The following is an 18682-nucleotide window of genomic DNA, read 5'->3' on the forward strand; positions in this document are numbered from 1 at the left end:
CAACAAGGGCGACACCGCCTGGCTGCTGGTCTCGACCGCCTTCGTGATCCTGATGACGCTGCCCGGCCTGGCGCTGTTCTACGGCGGCCTGGTGCGCTCCAAGAACATGCTGTCGGTACTGATGCAGTGCCTGGTGATCTTCTCGCTGGTGGCGCTGCTGTGGGCGATCTACGGCTACAGCTTTGCCTTCACCGAGGGTAACGCCTTCTTCGGCGGCACCGACCGGCTCTTCATGAAGGGGCTGACGGTCGAGGCCGTGGCGGCGACCTTCAGCAAGGGCGTGGTGGTGCCGGAACTGGGCTACTTCGCGTTCCAGTGCGCCTTCGCCTGCATCACCTGCGGCCTGATCATCGGCGCCTTCGCCGAACGCGCCAAGTTCTCGGCCGTGCTGGTGTTCGTGGTGCTGTGGTTCACCTTCTCCTACATCCCGATGGCCCACATGGTCTGGTTCTGGCCGGGTCCGGACGCCTACACCGACGCCGCTGCCGGCGCCGCCGCGACCGCCAAGTCGGGCTGGCTGTTCCAGAAGGGCGCGCTCGACTTCGCCGGCGGCACCGTGGTGCATATCAACGCCGCCGTGGCTGGCCTGGTGGGTGCCTATATGTTCGGCAAGCGCATCGGCTTCGGCCGCGAGGCGATACGTCCGCACAGCCTGACGTTCACCATGGTCGGCGCTTCGCTGCTGTGGTTCGGCTGGTTCGGCTTCAACGCCGGCTCGGCGCTGGAAGCCAACGGCTCGGCCGCACTGGCCTTCGTCAACACGCTGCTGGCCACCTGCGCCGCGGTGCTGGCGTGGACCTTCGGCGAGTGGATCGGCAAGGGCAAGCCGTCGATGCTGGGCGGTGCCTCGGGTGCGGTGGCCGGCCTGGTGGCGATTACCCCGGCTGCCGGCTTCGTCGGCCCGATGGGCTCGATCGTGATCGGCCTGCTGGCTGGCCTGCTGTGCCTGTGGGGCGTGACCGGCCTGAAGCGCATGCTGGGCATGGACGACTCGCTGGACGTGTTCGGCGTGCACGGCGTGGGCGGCATCCTGGGGGCGCTGCTGACCGGCGTGTTCGCCTCGCCCAGCCTGGGCGGCACGGGCATCTACGACTACGTGACCAACAAGGTGGCGGATGACTATTCGATCGCCGGCCAGCTGTGGATCCAGTTCGAAGGCGTGCTGACCACCGTGGTGTGGTCCGGCGTGGTCGCCTTCGTGGCCTACAAGCTGGTGGACATGCTGATCGGCCTGCGGGTGCCGGAAGACGAAGAGCGCGAGGGCCTGGATATCACCTCGCACGGCGAGACCGCGTATGAAGTCTGACCGCAAAAGTGTTGTGCTGGAGAGCTGATTGGGAATCTTCTCTCAGGAGCTTTAGCCCGGCCGTGTGCCGGGCTTTTTTCTTTCTGGCATTGCCTGCGATTGCAGACATTTGCCGGTCAGGCGTGGCCGAGCCACTTGTGTTGCGCATGCTCGGGGAGGACTCCCGTAGCTCCTCGCAAAACCCGCCAGCCGAGTACCGGCAAGGGCTGCCTGGCGATCCCCCCACGCGCCGCGCGGGCTTTTCGCAAAGTGCTTAACTCCGATCTTAAAAAGCTTCAATTGTCTTTAATGTGCTGGGCACATACATTGCCAGTGAGGCAGTTTCCTCCACCTGCAGAACGCTCCCCGTATCTGTCAGGCCATTCAAGAGCGCGGCATCGCCGCGCTTTTTTTTGCCTGTGCGGCCGGCTCTTTATTTCGCGCCGCCCATCCCCATATCGTTATCCCTCAGGCCCGGCCGTGCATATCCTTATAAGGGGGGGTGCCAGCGCCTGGTTGGCCGTTCCTCTACAATCGGGGCGAACGATAAAGACGATCTATAGGATGGATATGGTCCCGCATCTCATCACCGCGCTGAACGGTCCGCTGCTCGAACTGGAAAAGAAGATCCTGGACGCCACGCCGTCTATCGAGCGCTGGTTCAGACTGGAATGGCAGGAGCATACCCCTCCGTTCTACTGCTCGGTGGACCTGCGCAATGCCGGCTTCAAGCTGGCGCCGGTCGATACCAACCTGTTCCCGGGCGGCTTCAACAACCTGGCCCCGGAAATGCTGCCGCTGGCGGTGCAGGCGGCGATGGCGGCGATCGAGAAGATCTGCCCGGACGCCAAGAACCTGCTGCTGATCCCCGAGCGGCATACCCGCAACATGTTCTACCTGCAGAACGTGGCGCGGCTGTCGCTGATCATGCGCCAGGCGGGCCTGAACGTGCGCCTGGGCTCGCTCTCCGAGGAAATCACCGAACCGACCCCGATCGAGCTGCCCGACGGCCAGACCCTGGTGGTCGAGCCGCTGGCGCGCCTGGGCACCAAGGGCCGCCGGCTGGGGCTGAAGGACTTCGATCCCTGTTCGATCCTGCTGAACAACGACCTGTCGGCCGGCATCCCGCCGATCCTGGAAAACATCAACGAGCAGTACCTGCTGCCGCCGCTGCACGCCGGCTGGTCCACGCGCCGCAAGAGCAGCCACTTTGCCGCCTATGACGAGGTGGCCAAGAAGTTCGCCAAGCTGATTGACATCGACCAGTGGATGGTCAACCCGTACTTCGCCCGCTGCTCCGGCGTGGACTTCCACGAGCGCGTGGGCGAGGAAGAACTGGCCGACGCGGTCGAGGGCGTGCTCAAGAAGATCGCCAAGAAGTATCGCGAGTACGGCATCAAGGAGACGCCGTACGTGGTAGTCAAGGCCGATGCCGGCACCTACGGCATGGGCATCATGACCGTGCGCGACCCGTCCGAGGTCAAGGGCCTGAACCGGAAGGAGCGCAACAAGATGAGCGTCGTCAAGGAAGGCCTGGAGGTCAGCGACGTCATCATCCAGGAAGGCGTGCACACCTTCGAGAAGGTCAATGAAGCGGTGGCCGAGCCGGTGGTGTACATGATCGACCGCTACGTGGTCGGCGGCTTCTACCGCGTGCACACGGGCCGTGGCAACGACGAAAACCTGAACGCGCCGGGCATGCATTTCGTGCCGCTGGCGTTTGCCCCGAACGGCATCCCTGACAGCCACGCCAAGCCCGGCGCGGCCGTCCCCAACCGGTTCTACATGTACGGCGTGGTGGCGCGGCTGGCGCTACTGGCGGCGTCGCTGGAACTCGAGAAAACCGACCCGAACCCGATCCTGTGACGAGCCCAATGCGCATCCTCTTCATCACTGACCCGCTGGAGACCTTCAAGACCTACAAGGACTCCACCTACGCCATGATGACCGAGGCCGCCGCGCGCGGCCACGAGCTGTACTGGTGCCTGCAGGCGCAGCTGGCGCTGTCCGGCCGCACGGTCGAGACCGTGGCCACGCGCCTGCACCTGACCGGCGAGACCAGCGACGCCGACCACAGCGCCTGGTACCGCGAGGGCAACAGCGCGCTGGAGCCGCTGTCGGCCTTCGACGCGGTGCTGATGCGCAAGGACCCGCCCTTCGACATGGAGTACGTCACCAGCACTTGGCTGCTGGAGCTGGCCGAGTCGCAGGGCGCGCGCGTGTTCAACAAGCCGCGCGCGATCCGCGACCATTCCGAGAAGCTGGCCATTGCCCAGTACCCGGAATACATCACGCCGACGCTGGTCACGCGCGACCTGGCGCGCATCCGCGACTTCCACGCCGAGCATCGCGACATCATCGTCAAGCCGCTGGACGGCATGGGCGGCATGGGGGTGTTCCGCGTCGGCGCTGACGGCATGAACCTGGCCGCGATCGTCGAGACGCTGGGCCACGACGGCGCCCGCACGCTGATGGTGCAGCGCTATATCCCGGCGATCAAGGACGGCGACAAGCGCATCCTGCTGATCGGCGGCGTGCCGGTGCCGTATTCGCTGGCGCGCGTGCCGATGGCCGGCGAAGTGCGCGGCAACCTGGCTGCCGGCGGCACCGGCCGCGCGCAGGAACTGAGCACCCGCGACCGCGAGATCGCCGAAGCACTGGCGCCGGGGCTGTGGGAGCAGGGCCTGCTGCTGGTGGGCCTGGACGTCATCGGCGACTACCTGACCGAGGTCAATGTGACGAGTCCGACCTGTTTTCAGGAGATCACCCAGCAAACCGGTTTCCATGTGGCGGCGATGTTCATCGACGCGCTGGAGCACGCCGTCGACGCTGCCGGCCGCTGAGCCGGGCCGGCAGCGGGAGCGCGGGGGCCGCCTGCTACAATCGGGGCAATCCAACGGATTCACCATCATGGCAGGCATTCTGATCATCGCGCACACGCCGCTGGCTTCGGCCCTGCGCGATTGCGCCGCCCACGTCTACTGCGGCCAGCCGCAGCGGCTGGAAGCCATCGACGTCCTTCCCGATGCCGATCCCGCCGTCGTGCTGGCCGAGGCCAGGCGCCGGCTGGCTGCCATCTGCGAAGACAACGGCGCGCTGGTCCTCACCGATATCTTCGGCGCCACCCCCGCCAATATCGCCGCACGCCTGGCCGAGCCGGGCCGCGTGCGCGTGCTGGCCGGCGTCAACCTTCCCATGCTCGTGCGCGCGATCTGCTACCGGGGCGAAAAGCTCGACCAGCTGGCCACCAAGGCCCTGGCCGGCGGCTCGCAGGGTGTACTGCAGGTCGGCACCACGACTGTCCAGAACCAAACCGCAAACCATCCCGACAAATATGCTGCAGAGGGACACCACCATCATCAATAAGCTTGGACTGCATGCACGCGCGTCCGCCAAGCTGACCCAGCTCGCCGGCAACTTTGTCAGCCAGGTCAAGATGTCCCGCAATGGTCGCCAGGTCGACGCCAAGAGCATCATGGGCGTCATGATGCTGGCCGCCGGGATCGGCTCGACGGTGACCCTCGAGACCGACGGACCCGACGAGCAGGAGGCGATGGACGCGCTGCTGGCGCTGATCGCCAACCGCTTTGGCGAGGGAGAGTGAGGCCGGCGGCCTCGACCCGAATTCTTAAACGTTCCTGACGGAGCGGTACATGCCTTTCGCCCTGCACGGCATCCCGGTCTCGCGCGGCGTCGCCATCGGGCGCGCGCACCTGCTTGCGCCCGCGGCGCTGGATGTGTCGCACTACCTGGTCGATGAAGACCAGCTCGACGCCGAGGTCGAACGGCTGCGCGCCGCGCGCGCCGCGGTGCGCGCGGAACTGGTCGCGCTCAAGCGCGACCTGCCGCGTGACGCGCCCGAGGAGCTGGGCGCGTTCCTGGACGTGCACGCGATGATCCTCGACGACGAGGCGCTGGCGCGCGAGCCCGAGGCCCTGATCCGGGGCCGGCGCTACAACGCGGAGTGGGCACTTACCACGCGCCTCGAAGAGCTGATGCGCCAGTTCGACGAGATCGAGGATGAATACCTGCGCGAGCGCAAGACCGATATCCGGCAGGTGGTCGAGCGCATCCTGAAGGCGCTGGCCGGGGCCCCGGTGCTGGTGCCAGCGCCGGTACCGGCGCTGGCCGCCGACGGCGAGGCCGCGACCGGGGTGATCGTGGTGGCCCACGATATCTCCCCGGCCGACATGCTGCAGTTCCGCCATACGATCTTCCACGGCTTCGTCACCGACATGGGCGGGCGCACCTCGCATACCGCCATCGTCGCGCGCAGCCTGGACATCCCGGCCGCGGTCGGCGTGCAGAGCGCGAGCGAGCTGATCCGCCAGGACGACTGGATCATCATCGATGGCGATGCCGGGCTGGTGATCGTCGACCCGACCGCCATCATCCTGGAAGAGTACCGCCACCGGCAGAGCGAGCGCGCGCTGGAAAAGAAGCGCCTGCAGCGGCTGCGGCATACCCCGGCGGTGACGCTGGACGGGCTGGAGATCGACCTGCTGGCCAATATCGAGATGGCCGAGGATGCCGGCGCGGCGCTGTCGGCCGGCGCGGTCGGCGTGGGCCTGTTCCGCTCTGAATTCCTGTTCATGAACCGGCGCGACGAGCTGCCGGGCGAAGACGAGCAGTTCCAGGCCTATCGCGGCGCGGTCGATGCCATGCACGGGCTGCCGGTGACCATCCGCACCATCGACATCGGCGCCGACAAGCCGCTCGATGCCCGGGGCGACGGCCGCAGCGATGACTTCGAGACCGCGCTGAACCCGGCGCTGGGTCTGCGCGCGATCCGCTGGTCGCTGTCCGAGCCGGGCATGTTCCTGACCCAGCTGCGCGCGCTGCTGCGGGCTTCGGCCTTCGGCCCGGTGCGGCTGCTGGTGCCGATGCTTGCGCACGCCAGCGAGATCGACCAGACCCTGGCGCTGATCGCCAAGGCCAAGCGCCAGCTCGACGAGCGCGGCGAGGCCTACGATCCGGGCATGAAGGTCGGTGCCATGATCGAGATCCCGGCGGCGGTGCTGCTGCTGCCGCTGTTCCTGCGCAAGATGGACTTCCTGTCCATCGGCACCAACGACCTGATCCAGTACACGCTGGCCATCGACCGCGCCGACAACGCGGTGGCGCACCTGTTCGACCCGCTGCACCCGGCGGTGCTGCAGCTGGTGGCGCGCACCATCCGCGAGGCCAACCGCGCCGGCGTGCCGGTGGCCGTGTGCGGCGAAATGGCGGGCGACCCGTCCATGACCCGGCTGCTGCTGGGCATGGGGCTGCGCGAGTTCTCGATGCACCCGGCGCAGCTGCTGCGGGTCAAGCAGGAGATCCTGCATGCCCACTGCGAACGGCTCGAGCCGTTGGTCGACCAGGTCCTGCAGGCCTACGATCCGGAGGAGCAGGCGACCGCTTTGCGGCAGCTGGCACGACCATAAAGCCAACAGGGTTTTCTGGTGCAGCAGGGCGGCTGATGCAGCACTTTAATAAGCTGGAAAGTGCCGCCTCAGCCGCCTTCTTTTTGCATCCTGTGGCGTCTACCCGACCTCTTCCTATGTGGCTTAATGGGAATTGTTATCATTATTGATCTCTGATATTCTGACGTTCATTCGCAGTGGCATGCCGGTGCCACGCGTCCCACAGGAGGGAGTTGTGTACGTCTGTATCTGCAACCAGATCACCGATCGTGAGATTCACGGTGCTGCGCACCTGGGCATCGAAACCCTCGACGAACTGGCCGAAACGCTTGGTGTCGGCACGTGCTGCGGCCGCTGCCGCGACTGCGCGCAGCAGGTGTTGCAGGAAGGCGTGGCAGCGGTGCGCAACGTCACCGTGGCGACCCTCGCCAACATCCAGGTTGTGGAGATTTCTTCCTGTTCCGCATCGGGCCCATGTACCATAATGGACACTCGGGACCCGGCAGTCGCGAACGACCAGCGCAAGGCGCTGGTGGCCTGAACGCGCCCATGAACTGAAGATCCGGTTCACGGCGCGCTTTTGCGCTTTTTCCTTTTTCACTGACTGCACGGCGCCATTGGCGCCGTTTCGTGTTTTTGCGCGGGCCCGGTGCAACAGGAGCCGCCAATGAAAGGTGACAAGAAGGTCATCCAGCATCTGAACGCCCAGCTCAAGAACGAGCTGACCGCGATCAACCAGTATTTCCTGCACGCCCGCATGTATCGCCACTGGGGCCTGAAGAAGCTCGGCGAGGTGGAGTACAAGGAATCGATCGGCGAAATGAAGCACGCCGACCGCCTGATCGAGCGCATCCTGATGCTGGACGGCCTGCCCAACCTGCAGGACCTGCACAAGCTGCTGCTCGGCGAAGACACGCCCGAAATGCTCAAGTGCGACCTGAAGCTCGAGCAGACCGCGCACGCCACCGTCAAGGAAGGCATCGCCTACTGCGAATCCGTGGGCGATTACGTCAGCCGCGAAATCCTGGTCGATATCCTCACCGATACGGAGGAACATATCGAATACCTGGAAACGCAGCTGGACCTGATCGACAAGGTTGGGCTGCAGAACTACCTGCAGTCGCAGTTGGAGCCGGGCGAGCAATAAGCCGGTCTCCGGCGTGGCCGCTCTCGATGAGCGGCCCGCCCCAGCGCGCGGCGCCATTCGGCATCGCCGTTTTGCTCGCCTGTTGGCAGTAACCCTTCTCATTCCAATTCCTGTCTTCATCCAGGCGTCGCTGGCGGGCAAAGGCTCCTGTCCCGCCACGGCGCCGCGCGGAACTCACCCTATGACCAGTGATGCGCCCTGACACCGCGGACTTCCGCACCCTGTTCCTCAGCGGCGTGGCCATGCTTGACGTGCGCGCGCCGCTGGAATTCGCGCGCGGGGCCTTCCCCGGCGCGGTCAACCTGCCGCTGATGGACGATGCCGAGCGCCATGAGGTGGGTCTGTGCTATGCGCAGAAGGGCCAGCAGGCGGCAATCGAACTTGGCCACCAGCTGGTGTCGGGCCTGCGCAAGGCGGCGCGGATCGCAGCCTGGGCGGAGTTTGCGCGCGCGCATCCGGACGGCTACCTGTATTGCTTCCGCGGCGGGCTGCGCTCGCAGCTGGTGCAGCAATGGCTGCACGCGGCCGGTGTCGATTACCCCCGCGTGACTGGCGGCTACAAGGCGATGCGCGGCTTTCTGATCGAGACCACCGATGCTGCGGCGGCGGAGCAGCAGTGGTTCGTGCTGGGCGGCCTGACCGGCAGCGGCAAGACCGATGTGCTGGCCGACGTGCCCGCCGCGATCGACCTCGAAGGCCATGCGCGGCACCGCGGCTCGGCCTTCGGGCGGCGCGCGCTGGCGCAACCGCCGCAGATCGATTTCGAGAACGCACTGGCCATCGACGTACTGCGGCATATTGACGCAGGCTGGCGCGCGCTGGTGGTGGAGGACGAGGGCCGCTATATCGGCAGCCGCGACGTGCCGCAGGCGCTGACGCAGCGCATGCAGGCCAGCCCGCTGGTGTGGCTGGACGCGTCGTTCGATGAACGCGTGGAGCGCGTGCTGCGCGACTATGTTCAAGGGCTGGCGGCGGAGTTCATCGCCGAGAAGGGCAGCACGGAAGGCTTCGAAGCCTACGCCACGCGCCTGCGCGAGGCCATGGCCGGGATCTCGCCGCGGCTGGGCGGCGCCCGCTACGGCAAGCTGTCAGCGTTGCTGGACCAGGCGCTGGCGCAGCAGGCGGAGCGGGGCGAGGTGGATTTGCACCGCGACTGGATTGCCGTGCTGCTGCGCGAGTACTACGATCCGATGTACGCCTTCCAGCGCGAACAGCACGAGGCGCGCATCGTCTTTCGCGGCGACCGCGCCGCCGTCACCGACTGGCTGCGGGCGCACACGGCGCAGCGGGACTAGCCTTCGGCTTCAGTGCCCGGCGCAGACCGGGCAATCCGGCGTACGTGCCAGCCGCATCGTGGTCCATTCCATCGACAGCGCATTGACCATCAGCAGCCGGCCCGCCAGGCTCTCGCCGACACCGGCGAGCAGCTTGAGCGCCTCGGCCGCCTGCACCGTGCCGACCATGCCGACCAGCGGCGCGAACACGCCCATGGTGGCGCAGGCCACTTCCGGCGCGGGTTCGGCCGGCGGGAACAGGCAGGCATAACAGGGCGCGTCGGGCTGGCGCCGGTCGAACACGCTGATCTGGCCATCGAAACGCAGCGCCGCGCCTGACACCAGCGGCACCTTGTGGCCCACGCAGGCGCGGTTGACCGCCTGGCGCGTAGCGAAGTTGTCGCAGCAGTCGAGCACCACGTCGGCCGTGGCGACGAGCTGGTCAAGCTCTGCATCGCCCACGCGCGCGGGCACCGTCACGATCTCCAGCCCGGGGTTGATGCGCAGCATGCCTTCGCGCGCCGAATCCACCTTGGGACGGCCCACGTTGGCGGTGGTGTGGATGATCTGGCGCTGCAGGTTGGTCAGGTCGACTTCGTCGTTGTCGACCACCGTGATGCGGCCCACCCCGGCCGAGGCCAGGAACGGCAGCGCGGCCGCGCCCAGGCCGCCGGCGCCGATCACCAGCGCATGGCCGGCAAGCAGGCGCCGCTGGCCCTCGATGCCGAGCTCGTCCAGCAGGATGTGGCGCGAGTAGCGCAGCAGTTGTTCGTCGTTGAGGCCGTCGTTCTGGTCGTCGTTCATGATGGCTGGCGCGGGGCTGGTGCGGCGCTTCGTGTTGCGGTGAGGGCGGCAGGGCCGGGCAGGTCACGCCTGGCATTGTGCTCCAAGTTGCTTTCCCATGCCGGGCGGGCGGGAATGAAAAAAGCGGCCCCGCAGGGCCGCTTCTGGTGTGGCGCAAGCCCCGGCTTCAGGGAGCCTTGCCCGTCGGCGTGCCCAGCGGCTCGCCGATCGGGGCGCTGGCTGGCGGCTGCTTGGCGGGGGCCGGTGCCGCCGGCTTGGCTGCCGGTGCGCTGGCGCCCTTGGCGCCGCTCTTGCCCGAGGGCTTTGCCGCCTTGCCGTTGTCGGCCGGCGGATTGGTTTCCAGCTTCGACTTGGAGCGCTTGACCGGCTGGCCGTTGAGCTGGGCGATGGCCTGCTGCAGCATGAAGTCTTCGGCCGAGCCAAATTCCACTGGCTTCTTGCGGCGGTCCTTCTCGCGCTCTTCCGGTGACTTCTTCGCGTTCTCTTCTTCCAGGCGGCGCAGCTCGTCCACGCGGCGCTGCTCGCGCTCGGTCATTTCCGGCTCCTCCGATTCCTGCTTGTTGTGCAGGTGGCGCTCGGTGTCGATCTCGCGCGTGATCAGCGCGTCGTCTGGATCGCCTTCGGGGTTCTGGTCGACCGGGATGTCCGGACGGATGCCCTTGGCCTGGATCGACTTGCCGCTCGGCGTGTAGTAGTACGCGATGGTCAGCTTGATGCCGGTGTCGTTGGTCAGCGGGCGCACGGTCTGCACCGAGCCCTTGCCGAAGGTGGTCTTGCCCATGATCTGCGCGCGGTGATGATCCTGCAGCGCGCCGGCCACGATCTCGGAGGCCGAGGCCGAGTAGGCGTTGGTCAGCACCACCATCGGGATCTTCTTGTACAGCGCGGGCAGGCCCTTGAGCGGATCGTCTTCCAGCGACGACAGGCGGTAGTTGTTGTACGACGCCTTGTACACGCGCTTGGCATCGGGCACCTGGCCGTTGGTGGATACCACCGTGGCGTCTTCCGGCAGGAACGCCGCGGCCACGCCGACCGCGCCCTGCAGCACGCCGCCGCCGTTGTTGCGCAGGTCCAGCACCAGGCCCTTCATGTTGGGGTTCTTCTGCGCCAGCTCGGCCAGCTTGCGGGACAAGTCGGAGATGGTGCGTTCCTGGAAGCTGGTCAGGCGGATCCAGCCGATATTGTTGTCCAGCATCTTGGCCTTGACCGACTGCACGCGGATTTCGGCGCGCGTGATCGAGACCGGGAAGGTGCGTTCCTCGCTCTTGCGGTAGATGGTCAGCGTGACCTTGGTGCCGGGCTCGCCGCGCATGCGCTTGACCGCCTGCTCCAGCGGCAGGCCGCGCACGGGCTTGTCGTCGATGCGGGTGATCAGGTCGCCCGGCTGGATGCCGGCGCGGAAGGCCGGGGTGTCCTCGATCGGGTTGATCACCTTGACCAGGCCTTCTTCCTGCGAGATCTCGATGCCCAGGCCGGCAAAGCGCCCGCGCGTGCCTTCCTGCAGTTCCTTGAAGTCTTTCTCGTCGAGGTAGGACGAATGCGGGTCGAGGCTGGCGACCATGCCCTTGATGGCTTCGGTCAGCAGTTTCTTGTCATCGACCGGCTCCACGTACTCGCGCTTGATCTGCCCGAAGATATCGGCCATCAGCCGCAACTGGTCAAGCGGCAAGGGCCCCGATGAGTTCTGGGCGGTCGCCGAAATCTGCAGCGTGGCGAGCACGCCGGCGACGAGGCCGACAGAAACTAGGCTGATGTTCTTGAGCGTCTTGCGCATGAGGGCTGCCTGAACGTGTACTCGAAGTACTGGTGTACGGTAGGGAGATTATGCCGGCTGCGGCCGCCCGGCGCCGGGCGGTTTGTCCGACAGTATAAGTGCGTGTGGTGAAACGGGCCTGTCCCGTCCCGGCTCAGGGTGGGCGGCCGCACATCCGCGCGCGGCCGCCCGGGCCGGCTTCAGCGTGCCTTGCCCTGGCTGGCCACGGCCGCCAGCGAGGCGGCGATGGCGTCCTGGTCACCCAGGTAGTAGTGGCGCAGGGGGCGCAGGTCGGCGTCCAGCTCATAGACGAGCGGGGTGCCGTTGGGGATATTGAGTCCGACGATATCGTCATCCGAGATCTGGTCCAGGTATTTCACCAGCGCGCGGATGCTGTTGCCATGGGCGGCAATGACCACGCGCTTGCCGGATTGGATGTCGGGGGCGATGGATTCGTTCCACAGCGGCATCACGCGGGCCACGGTGTCCTTCAGGCACTCGGTCAGTGGGATCTCGTTGCGCGGCACATTGGCGTAGCGCGGATCGTCGTACGAGGCACGCGGATCGGTGGGCTCCAGTGCGGGCGGCGGCGTGTCATAGCTGCGGCGCCACACCAGCACCTGCTCGTCGCCGAACTTGGCGGCGGTTTCTGCCTTGTTCAGGCCGGCCAGCGCGCCGTAGTGGCGCTCGTTCAGGCGCCATTCGTTGCGCACCGGGATCCACATCAGGTCCATTTCATCCTGCACATGCCACAGCGTGCGGATGGCGCGCTTGAGCACCGAGGTATAGGCCACGTCAAAGCCCAGGCCGGCATCCTTGAGCAGCTTGCCGGCCTGGCGCGCCTGGTCGGCGCCGGTTTCGGTCAGGTCGACGTCGACCCAGCCGGTAAAGCGGTTTTCAAGGTTCCACGTGGATTCGCCGTGGCGGATGAGGACGAGCTTGTACATGCTGCTGCTTCCAGAGAGTAGGTAACCTGCATGCGTCCGCGCCGTCACCTGGAGGGGGCTGATGGGTTCCTTGTGGACATCCCATGTCTCAGACAGGCGACAATGGCGGATGGCCATGCGACGGCAGGGCCTGGACGCCAAACCGCGTATTTTATAATGCCGCCGACCCAACCTACCGGAATGCCAACGTGAATTTCTTCGCCGACTACAACAACCTCGCTCTGATCGCCCTCGCCGTGGTCTCGGGCGGCCTGCTGGCCTGGCCCGCGATTTCGCGCAGCACCCGCGGCAAGACCGTCAATACGGCCGCCGCGACCCAGCTGATCAACAAGCGCGGCGCGGTCGTGGTCGACATCCGCGAGCCCGCCGAGTATGCCAAGGGTCACCTGCCCCAAGCCAAGAGCGCGCCGCTGGCCGACCTGCCCTCGCGCGCGGCCGGCCTTGCAAAGGACAAGGCTGCCCCCATCATCGTCGTGTGCCAGACCGGCCAGCGCTCGGGCAAGGCCCAGGCAGCGTTGAAGGAAGCCGGTTACAGTGAGATCTACGCGCTCGAGGGCGGCATCGCCGCCTGGCAGCAGGCAGGCCTGCCGCTGGTGAAGTAATCCCGGGCAGCACCGCCGTATCCGTCACAGCGCGCCCCCGGCCAGGCCGGGCTGCGCGCGCATTGCATTCAAGGAGAACCCGCATGGCCCGTGTCGTCATGTACAGCACCGTTGTGTGCCCGTATTGCCTGATGGCTGAACGCCTGCTCAAGTCCAAGGGCGTGGAAATGATCGAGAAGATCCTGATCGACCGCGAACCCGGCAAGCGTGAAGAGATGATGGCCCGTACTGGTCGCCGCACCGTGCCGCAGATCTACATCGACGAGACCCACGTGGGCGGCTTCGACGACCTCTCGGCGCTGGACCGCCAGGGTGGCCTGGTGCCGTTGCTGGCTGCCTGAGCCGGTTGCGCCGGCGCTGGCGCGGAATCGTCTGATTCCGCGCCGGGCCGGTTCCGGCACACCCCCGGCGCGGGTGAATTCGCCACCCGCGTCATGTACCATATGCGTTTTCCAACCGGGCACCGGCCACCCTTGCACGACGCAAGGGCTGCGGCCGCCGCGCCCGATGCACATCCAGCCCATCCTCCCGGAAGCCTTTCATGAGCGACCAGCAAAACACCCAGCAGGACGATCAACCCTTCTTCAACATCCAGCGCGTCTACCTGAAAGACATGTCGCTGGAGCAGCCCAATTCGCCCGGCATCTTCCTGGAATCGGAAGCCCCGTCGGTGGAAGTGCAGGTCAACGTCGGCGCTTCGCAGCTGCAGGAAGGGATCTTCGAGGTGGTGGTGACGGGCACCGTGACGACCAAGGTGCAGGACAAGGTTGCCTTCCTAGTGGAAGCGCACCAGGCCGGCATCTTCGATATCCGCAACGTGCCGGTGGAGCAGCTGGACCCGCTGCTGGGCATCGCCTGCCCGACCATCCTGTACCCGTACCTGCGCGGCAATATCGCTGACGTGATCACCCGCGCCGGCTTCCAGGCCATCCACCTGTCGGAAATCAACTTCCAGGCGCTGTATGAGCAACGCCTGCAGGCCGCCATGGAAGAAGCCCAGGGTGCCGAAGGCGGCAACAGCGGCATCGTGATGCCCGACGGCAGCCAGGCCCGCCACTGATTCCGGCGGCCTGAGCCATCATCGAAACGGGGCTGCGGCCCCGTTTCGACTTTGGACTACCATCGGTGGCGTGAACCTCCGCGCCATCTTCTGTTCGAGCTGCCATGAAACTGACCTTCCTCGGTGCCGGTGCCTGGGGCACCGCCCTCGCCAGCCATGCCGCGGCCACCAACGACGTGGTGCTGTGGGGACGCGATCCCGCGCAGCTCGCGGCGATTGCGGCCACGCGTGAGAACGCCGCCTACCTGCCCGGCGTGACGCTGTCCGGGCGGCTGGCGGTGCAGGCGGATTTCGAGCAGGCCGTGGCGCATGCCGCCGACGATGCCGACGGCATTGTGGTGGTGGCAACGCCGGTGGCGGGCTTGCGCGAGATGACGCGCCGGCTGGCCGCGCGCAGCGCCAGGCCGGTGTCTATGCTGTGGTTGTGCAAGGGCTTCGAGTCCGGCACCCACCTGCTGCCGCACCAGATGGTGCGGGCCGAGCTCGATGCCGCCGGGCGCACCGAGGGCTTTGCCTACGGCGTGCTGACCGGCCCCAGCTTCGCGCGCGAGGTGGCGCTGGGGCTGCCGTGCGCGCTGACCGTGGCGGGCAACGAGCCGTCGCTGGCCGAACGCGCGCAGGCGGCTTTCCACCATCACGCGATGCGCATCTACGGCAGCGACGACCTGACCGGCGTGGAAGTCGGCGGTGCGGTCAAGAACGTGCTGGCCATTGCCACTGGCGCCAGCGACGGGCTGGGCCTGGGCCTGAACGCGCGCGCCGCGCTGGTGACGCGCGGGCTGGCCGAGATGACGCGCCTGGGGCTGGCGCTGGGCGGCCGGGTCGAGACCTTCATGGGCCTGGCCGGCGTGGGCGACCTGATCCTGACCGCCACCGGCGACCTGTCGCGCAACCGCAAGGTCGGCCAGCAGCTGGCGGCGGGGCAGAGCCTGGAGCAGATCCTGGCCGGGCTGGGCCACGTCGCCGAAGGCGTGCGCTGCGCCCATGCGGTGGTCGAGCTGGCCGCCACGCACGGCGTCGAGATGCCGATCGCTCGCGCGGTCTGCGCGGTGCTGTTCGACGGGCTGAGCGCCGCCGATGCGGTGGCGCAGCTGCTGCAGCGCGACGCGCGCGACGAATGACTACCCGCGTATCCACCTTCTGATCCTCTGCACCGCATGCCCACACGACGACAAGCGCTGATCGCGCTGGCGGCTGCCTGCGCTGCCGGGACTTCCGGCAGCGTCTTCGCCCAACCCTGGCCCGCGCGGCCGATCCGCATGGTGGTGCCGTTCCCGCCGGGCTCGTCGCCCGACTTGATCGCGCGCATCGTGACCGAAAAGCTGGCCGCCGCGCTGGGCCAGCCGGTGGTGGTGGAAAACCGTCCCGGCGCCGGCGGCAATATCGGCACCGGCATGGTGGCGCGCGCCGCCCCCGATGGCTATACGCTGCTGTTCACCATCAACGGCCCGCTGGTGACCGCGCCGACGCTGTCGCGCAACCTGAACTACGACCCGTTCCGCCAGCTGGCGCCGGTCACGCTGGTGGCGACCTCGCCCAACGTGCTGGTGGTGGATGCGCGCCTGCCGGTGCACAACCTGCGCGAGTTCGTCGCGCTGGCACGGTCGAAGCCGGCTGAGCTGAACTATGGCTCGCCCGGCAACGGCAGCGCCTCGCACCTGGCGATGGAGCAACTGAAGGCGATGGCGGGCATCGACCTGCAGCACGTGCCGTACCCCGGCTTCCCGCAGATCACCACGGCGATGGTGGGCGGGCAGGTGCAGGCGGGCTTCATGGTGCCGGCGATCGCGATGCCGCAGGTCAACGCGGGCAAGCTGCGCGTGCTGGCCGTGACCACCACGGGGCGCACGGCGGTGTTGCCGTCGGTGCCGACGGTGGCGGAATCCGGCTACCCGGGCTTCGAGGCGATTTCCTGGCAGGCGGTGCTGGCGCCGGCGGGCACGCCGCAGGCTGTGATCGACCGGCTCTACCGCGAGCTGGTGGCGATCATCGGCAGCGCCGACGTGCGCGACAAGATGCGCGCGCAGTATTTCGTGCCGGCCGGTACCGCGCCAGCCTCGCTGCGCCAGACCATGGTGAGCGAGAAGGCACGCTGGGACAAGGTGATCCGCGCCGCTGGCGTGCAGCCGGAGTAGGCGCTGGCCGGGCGGCTCAGCTGCCGCCTTCGAACCCGTTCTGGCGCCACGCCTCGAACACCACCACGGCGACCGTGTTCGACAGGTTCAGGCTGCGGTTGTCGGGCCGCATCGGCAGCCGGATGCGCTGCGCGGGCGGGAACCAGTCGCGCCGCTCCGGTGATAGCCCGCGCGTCTCGGAACCGAACACGAACCAGTCCCCGGGCCGGAACGCCATCTGGCCGAACGGCGTCGAGCCGCGCGTGGTCAGCGCGAACATGCGCGCCGGGTCGGGCTGCTCGCTGGCCATGAGCGCGTCCCAGCTTTCATGCACGCGCATGGTGGCGTACTCGTGGTAATCCAGTCCCGCGCGGCGCATGCGCGCGTCTTCCAGCGGAAAGCCCAGGGGTTTGACCAGGTGCAACTGCGCGCCGGTGTTGGCGCACAGGCGGATCACATTGCCGGTATTGGGCGGGATTTCCGGTTCGACCAGGACGACATTGAACATGATGCAGGGGATGGCGGGCGCGCTGCGCCCTTCGTCAGAACGGTGCGCAGCTTACCGCGCGCACCGGCCAGTGTCATCCAAAGCTACGGCGTGCGCAGCGCGACGATCACGCTGACGCGGGCCGCGCCATGCGCCTTGAGCACGCTGGCGGCTTCGTGCACGGTGGCGCCGGAAGTCATCACATCGTCCACCAGCGCCACGTGCAGGCCGTCCAGCCGCACGGCGCGCGCCAGCCGGAAGGCGCCGCGCAGGTTCACCTGCCGGGCGGCCAGGTCCAGCGCGCGCTGGCTGCCGGTGTCGCGCTGGCGCTGCAGCAGCACCGGGTCGGCGCGCAGGCCCAAGTGGCGCGCCAGCGGCCGCGCGATTTCCCAGGCCTGGTTGAAACCACGCGCGGCCAGCCGCTGCGGTGACAGGGGGATGGGTGCGATCAGGTCGGGCGGCGCCCGCCGGGCGCCGGCCCAAGCCCCCGGCAGCCCCGCGGCCAGCCGGGCCGCGAGCCAGCCCGCCAGTGGCAGCGCGTGGCCGAACTTGAGCGCCAGCACCAGCTGGTCCTGGGGCGACGCGTAGTCGCCCAGCGTGTGGGCGTGATCGAATGCCGGGGGCGATGCGGCGCAGGCCGGGCAGTGGAAGTGGCGCCCCAGCGCCAGCGCGCAGGCCGGCCAGCACCTTGCCGGCGGCGCCGGCAGCCAGCGCGGCGCGCGCGTATACTTGCCGTCCGGCCGCAGCCCATCGGGCGCCGCGGCCGCGTTCATCCGGCGCCCGGGCCTGATCCTGTATCTGCCCCCGCGCCGGTTCCTGATTTTCTTGCTGCCCTGTCTGCCCGTGTCCCTGCATGCCGCTGATTCCCCCGATGCCTTCCTGCCCCCCGCGCGCCTGACCCGGCTCGCCTTCGACCGGCGCAGCCGCGGCTTCGGCCAGCTGGACTTCCTGCTGGGCGAAATCGGCCGCCGCATGCAGGAGCGCATGGAAGTGATCCGCCTGGCGCCGCAGCGCGCGCTGGATATCGGCTGCGGCCACGGTCAGGGCCTGGCCGGGCTGCGCGACCGCTTCCCGGATGCGCAGATTGCCGGGCTGGACATCTCCGGCGCGATGCTGGCCGAGGCCGGCCAGCGCGACCCGCAGCGCCGGCCCGGCTGGATCGGCCGCATGCTGGGCAAGCGGCCGCTCTTTGACCTGGTCCAGGGCGATCTTGCCACACTGCCTTTTGCGCCCGCGAGCTTCGACCTGCTGTGGTCCAACCTGGCGCTGCACTGGCATCCGGAGCCGCACCGCGTGTTCCCGGAGTGGCACCGCGTGGCGCGCGACGAAGGGCTGGTGCTGTTCTCGCTGTTCGGCCCGGACACCCTGAAGGAGCTGCGCGCGGCCTTTGCCGAAGTCGACGAAGCTCCCCATACGTTGCGCTTTGTCGACATGCACGATATCGGCGACATGCTGGTGCACAGCGGCTGGTCCACCCCGGTGATGGACATGGAGACGCTGACCGTGACCTACGAGTCCCCCGCCACGCTGCTGCGCGAGGTGCAGGCCTTCGGCGGCCTGCGCGGGCCGGCCGCTGCGCTGCCGCAGGGCCTGCGCGGCCGCGGCTGGTACCAGGCGCTGGCGCAGGCGCTGGAGCGGCGGCGCAACGCCGACGGCGTGATCCCGCTCACCTTCGAGATCGTCTACGGCCACGCCTGGAAGCTGGCCCCGCGTGGCGGCCAGGCGGTCGACGACCAGGGCCGCGCGGTGGTGCCGCTGGACCAGATCGGCCGTGCAAGGCCGCGCCGGACAAGTTAAAACAGAG

The 18682-nt window shown here is 67.7% G+C and carries 20 protein-coding genes; 15 read left to right on the forward strand and 5 right to left on the reverse strand.

All coding sequences use genetic code 11. From position 1 onward, the window contains the following. The 9 genes from AC3WL8_RS08425 to mnmH all read left to right on the forward strand — a co-directional run. Positions 1-1306: ammonium transporter (locus AC3WL8_RS08425; protein ID WP_492378143.1), on the forward strand; the 1306-nt coding region annotated here is incomplete at its 5' end. A 549-nt stretch (positions 1307-1855) separates the two neighbouring features. Continuing rightward, entirely contained in the window at positions 1856-3151 is a 1296-nt protein-coding gene (gene gshA, locus AC3WL8_RS08430) for a glutamate--cysteine ligase (RefSeq protein WP_013955420.1), read from the forward strand. A gap of 8 nt (positions 3152-3159) precedes the next feature. Continuing rightward, positions 3160-4128 carry a glutathione synthase gene (gshB, locus tag AC3WL8_RS08435; RefSeq protein WP_211980657.1) on the forward strand — a complete coding sequence of 323 codons (969 nt, stop codon included), beginning with the start codon at positions 3160-3162 and terminating at the stop codon, positions 4126-4128. A gap of 67 nt (positions 4129-4195) precedes the next feature. Next, on the forward strand, positions 4196-4651 hold the full coding sequence (locus AC3WL8_RS08440) for a PTS sugar transporter subunit IIA (RefSeq protein WP_013955422.1): 456 nt from the start codon (positions 4196-4198) through the stop codon (positions 4649-4651). Next, positions 4620-4889, forward strand: coding sequence for an HPr family phosphocarrier protein (locus tag AC3WL8_RS08445; RefSeq protein ID WP_010814838.1), 270 nt, complete (start codon positions 4620-4622; stop codon positions 4887-4889). The genes AC3WL8_RS08440 and AC3WL8_RS08445 overlap by 32 nt, the downstream gene beginning before the upstream one ends. A 49-nt stretch (positions 4890-4938) precedes the next feature. Further along, positions 4939-6711 (forward strand): phosphoenolpyruvate--protein phosphotransferase, encoded by a 1773-nt coding sequence (ptsP, locus tag AC3WL8_RS08450; RefSeq protein WP_153953190.1) that lies wholly within the window; start codon positions 4939-4941, stop codon positions 6709-6711. A gap of 214 nt (positions 6712-6925) precedes the next feature. Beyond that, complete coding sequence (locus AC3WL8_RS08455) at positions 6926-7231, forward strand: (2Fe-2S)-binding protein (RefSeq protein ID WP_041227713.1); 306 nt, start codon at positions 6926-6928, stop codon at positions 7229-7231. Positions 7232-7357: 126 nt separating this feature from the next. Next, positions 7358-7837, forward strand: coding sequence for a bacterioferritin (gene bfr, locus AC3WL8_RS08460; protein ID WP_013955425.1), 480 nt, complete (start codon positions 7358-7360; stop codon positions 7835-7837). 191 nt (positions 7838-8028) lie between these two features. Next, the gene (gene mnmH, locus AC3WL8_RS08465; RefSeq protein ID WP_153953191.1) at positions 8029-9132 is read left to right on the forward strand and encodes a tRNA 2-selenouridine(34) synthase MnmH; all 1104 of its coding nucleotides are present in this window, start codon (positions 8029-8031) and stop codon (positions 9130-9132) included. 9 nt (positions 9133-9141) lie between these two features. On the opposite strand, the gene AC3WL8_RS08470 is transcribed toward mnmH, so the two are convergent. The 3 genes from AC3WL8_RS08470 to gpmA form a co-directional block, all read right to left on the reverse strand. Beyond that, positions 9142-9915: a HesA/MoeB/ThiF family protein gene (locus tag AC3WL8_RS08470; RefSeq protein WP_211980658.1), complete on the reverse strand. Its 774-nt coding sequence runs from the start codon at positions 9913-9915 to the stop codon at positions 9142-9144. A 166-nt stretch (positions 9916-10081) separates the two neighbouring features. Further along, positions 10082-11689: a S41 family peptidase gene (locus AC3WL8_RS08475; RefSeq protein ID WP_013955428.1), complete on the reverse strand. Its 1608-nt coding sequence runs from the start codon at positions 11687-11689 to the stop codon at positions 10082-10084. Between the two features lie 179 nt (positions 11690-11868). Beyond that, positions 11869-12615, reverse strand: coding sequence for a 2,3-diphosphoglycerate-dependent phosphoglycerate mutase (gene gpmA / locus AC3WL8_RS08480; protein WP_010814831.1), 747 nt, complete (start codon positions 12613-12615; stop codon positions 11869-11871). A 188-nt stretch (positions 12616-12803) separates the two neighbouring features. On the opposite strand from gpmA, the gene AC3WL8_RS08485 reads away from it, so the two are divergent. The 5 genes from AC3WL8_RS08485 (at position 12804) to AC3WL8_RS08505 (ending at position 16412) form a co-directional block, all read left to right on the forward strand. Continuing rightward, positions 12804-13217 carry a rhodanese-like domain-containing protein gene (locus tag AC3WL8_RS08485; RefSeq protein ID WP_041227714.1) on the forward strand — a complete coding sequence of 138 codons (414 nt, stop codon included), beginning with the start codon at positions 12804-12806 and terminating at the stop codon, positions 13215-13217. 83 nt (positions 13218-13300) lie between these two features. Then, on the forward strand, positions 13301-13558 hold the full coding sequence (gene grxC, locus AC3WL8_RS08490) for a glutaredoxin 3 (RefSeq protein ID WP_013955430.1): 258 nt from the start codon (positions 13301-13303) through the stop codon (positions 13556-13558). 200 nt (positions 13559-13758) lie between these two features. After that, entirely contained in the window at positions 13759-14277 is a 519-nt protein-coding gene (gene secB / locus AC3WL8_RS08495) for a protein-export chaperone SecB (protein ID WP_010814828.1), read from the forward strand. Positions 14278-14381: 104 nt separating this feature from the next. Beyond that, complete coding sequence (locus tag AC3WL8_RS08500) at positions 14382-15398, forward strand: NAD(P)H-dependent glycerol-3-phosphate dehydrogenase (protein WP_492378144.1); 1017 nt, start codon at positions 14382-14384, stop codon at positions 15396-15398. Between the two features lie 36 nt (positions 15399-15434). After that, on the forward strand, positions 15435-16412 hold the full coding sequence (locus AC3WL8_RS08505) for a Bug family tripartite tricarboxylate transporter substrate binding protein (protein WP_013955432.1): 978 nt from the start codon (positions 15435-15437) through the stop codon (positions 16410-16412). Positions 16413-16428: 16 nt separating this feature from the next. Here AC3WL8_RS08505 and trmL read toward each other — a convergent pair whose 3' ends face one another. Further along, positions 16429-16899 (reverse strand): tRNA (uridine(34)/cytosine(34)/5-carboxymethylaminomethyluridine(34)-2'-O)-methyltransferase TrmL, encoded by a 471-nt coding sequence (trmL, locus tag AC3WL8_RS08510; protein ID WP_211980660.1) that lies wholly within the window; start codon positions 16897-16899, stop codon positions 16429-16431. A gap of 83 nt (positions 16900-16982) precedes the next feature. Then, complete coding sequence (locus tag AC3WL8_RS08515) at positions 16983-17651, reverse strand: ComF family protein (protein ID WP_492378145.1); 669 nt, start codon at positions 17649-17651, stop codon at positions 16983-16985. Between the two features lie 70 nt (positions 17652-17721). Here AC3WL8_RS08515 and AC3WL8_RS08520 point away from each other — a divergent pair, with 70 nt between their 5' ends. Then, the gene (locus AC3WL8_RS08520) at positions 17722-18675 is read left to right on the forward strand and encodes a methyltransferase domain-containing protein (protein ID WP_193351035.1); all 954 of its coding nucleotides are present in this window, start codon (positions 17722-17724) and stop codon (positions 18673-18675) included. The last annotated feature ends 7 nt before the right edge of the window (positions 18676-18682 follow it).

The sequence above is a fragment of the Cupriavidus sp. FW305-F7 genome, assembly GCF_058782875.1.